The 1,848-nt window shown below is 72.1% G+C and carries 1 protein-coding gene; it reads left to right on the plus strand.

Features of this window, described 5'->3' with window-relative positions; genetic code table 11:
* Positions 1-1,759: EAL domain-containing protein (locus tag D183_RS0114685; protein ID WP_017909667.1), on the plus strand; the 1,759-nt coding region annotated here is incomplete at its 5' end.
* Positions 1,760-1,848: the final 89 nt, after the last annotated feature.

Below are 1,848 nucleotides of genomic sequence, written 5' to 3' on the forward strand. Positions count from 1 at the left end.
AGCCGCCACGCCACTGGCCGCCAGCGAGCACGACGACGGCACCGCCGACGCCAACGCGGCCGCCTTCGTCGTCGCCGACGCCGACGCCGCCTCCGATCCCACCGCACCGGCCGCGGCCGCGCCGTACCGCGTGCTGATCGTCGAGGACGACCGCGCGCAGGCGCTGTTCGCGCAGAGCGTGCTGCATGGCGCCGGCATGCATGCGCAGGTGCAGATGCAGGCCGAAGGCGTGCAGCAGGCCATCGTCGACTACCGGCCGGACCTGATCCTGATGGACCTGCACATGCCGGGACTGGACGGCATGCGCCTGACCGCGCTGATCCGCCAGCAGCCGCAGCACCAACTGCTGCCGATCGTGTTCCTGTCCGGCGACGCCGATCCGGAACTGGAATACGAAGTGCTCGACAGCGGTGCCGACGACTTCCTGACCAAGCCGATCCGGCCGCGGCACCTGATCGCCGCGGTCTCCAACCGCATCCGCCGCGCCCGCCAGCAGGCCCAGCAAGGCCACACCGAGGCGGTGCCGCTGAACAACCCCGAGACCGGCCTGCCGACCCGCGCCCACGTGCTGCAGTTGCTGGACACGACGCTGCGCGCGCGCCGCCCCGGCAGCCTGTACTTCATCGAGATCGCCAGCGCGCTCGGCCTGCGCGAACGCTATGGCTACGCTGCGTTCGAGCGGCTGATGGTGCAGGCCGGGCGCCGCCTGGCCGGCATCACCGCGCCGCAGCCGCTGGCGCGGCTCAACGACAACAGCTTCCTGTTGCTGGCCGACGACGCCGATGCCGACGCGCAGCGGCAACGCGCGCAGAGCCTGCGCGACACGCTGTCCGGCCACGCTTTCCCGTTGCGCGAGGACGAGGCGCTGCACCTGCGCTGCGCGATCGGCTACGCCGACTTCGGCCATGGCTTCGAGGACGCCGGCAGCGCGCTCGAAGCGGTCGAACGCACCGCGCTGCAGGCGCGGCTGCATCCGCAGAGCATCGCCGCCTACGTGCCGCCGCGCACCGACGAGGACCTGCAGCGCATCGCGATGCTGGAGGGACAACTGGAGCCGGCCTACCAGCCGATCGTCGCCGTCGCCGGCGGCGACATCGCCCAGTACCAGGTGCTGCTGCGCCTGCGCCAGCGCGACGGCAGCCTGCTCTCGGCCGGCCAGGTGCTGCCGGCCGCCGAGGCCGGCGGACGCCTCGCCGACCTCGACCAGCAGGTGCTGGACCACGCGCTGGGCCTGCTGCATCTGTACCAGCACGCCACCCCGCCGCTGCGCCTGTTCGTCTCGCAGTCCACGCGCACGCTGGCGCGCACCGCCTTCGCCGAATGGCTGATCGACACCATCGGCCGGCGCGGCGTCACCGGCACCTCGCTGGTGATCGACCTGCGCCTGGACGATGCGCTGGTCCACACCGCCACGCTGCAGCAGTTCTGCGCACGGCTGATGCCGCTGGGCGTGCAGTTCTGCATCAGCCAGTTCGAACCGGGCGCCGAGGCCGAAGCGCTACTGGCGCATCTGCCGCTGGGCTATCTGCGCCTGTCGGCACGCTTCGCCGGCGCGCATGCCGATCCCGAACTGCGCGACCAGCTGCGCGCCACCATCGACCTGGCGCACCGCGCCGGCCTGCTGATCATCGGCCAGCAGATCGAACAGGCGCAGGCCGCGGCCGCGATGTGGATGGGCGGGGTCGACTTCATCCAGGGCAACCTGGTGCAGTCGGTCGGCGACCAGCTGAACTTCGACTTCCAGAACGCGGTGCTCTAGCCATGTCCGTCCGCAGACGTCGGCCCGTTCCGCGGCCGGCGACCTTCGCCGCGGCGCTCGCCGTCGCCGGCACCTTGCTGGCGCTGCCG

The organism is Xanthomonas sp. SHU 199, from assembly GCF_000364665.1.
GTDB lineage: Bacteria > Pseudomonadota > Gammaproteobacteria > Xanthomonadales > Xanthomonadaceae > Xanthomonas_A > Xanthomonas_A sontii.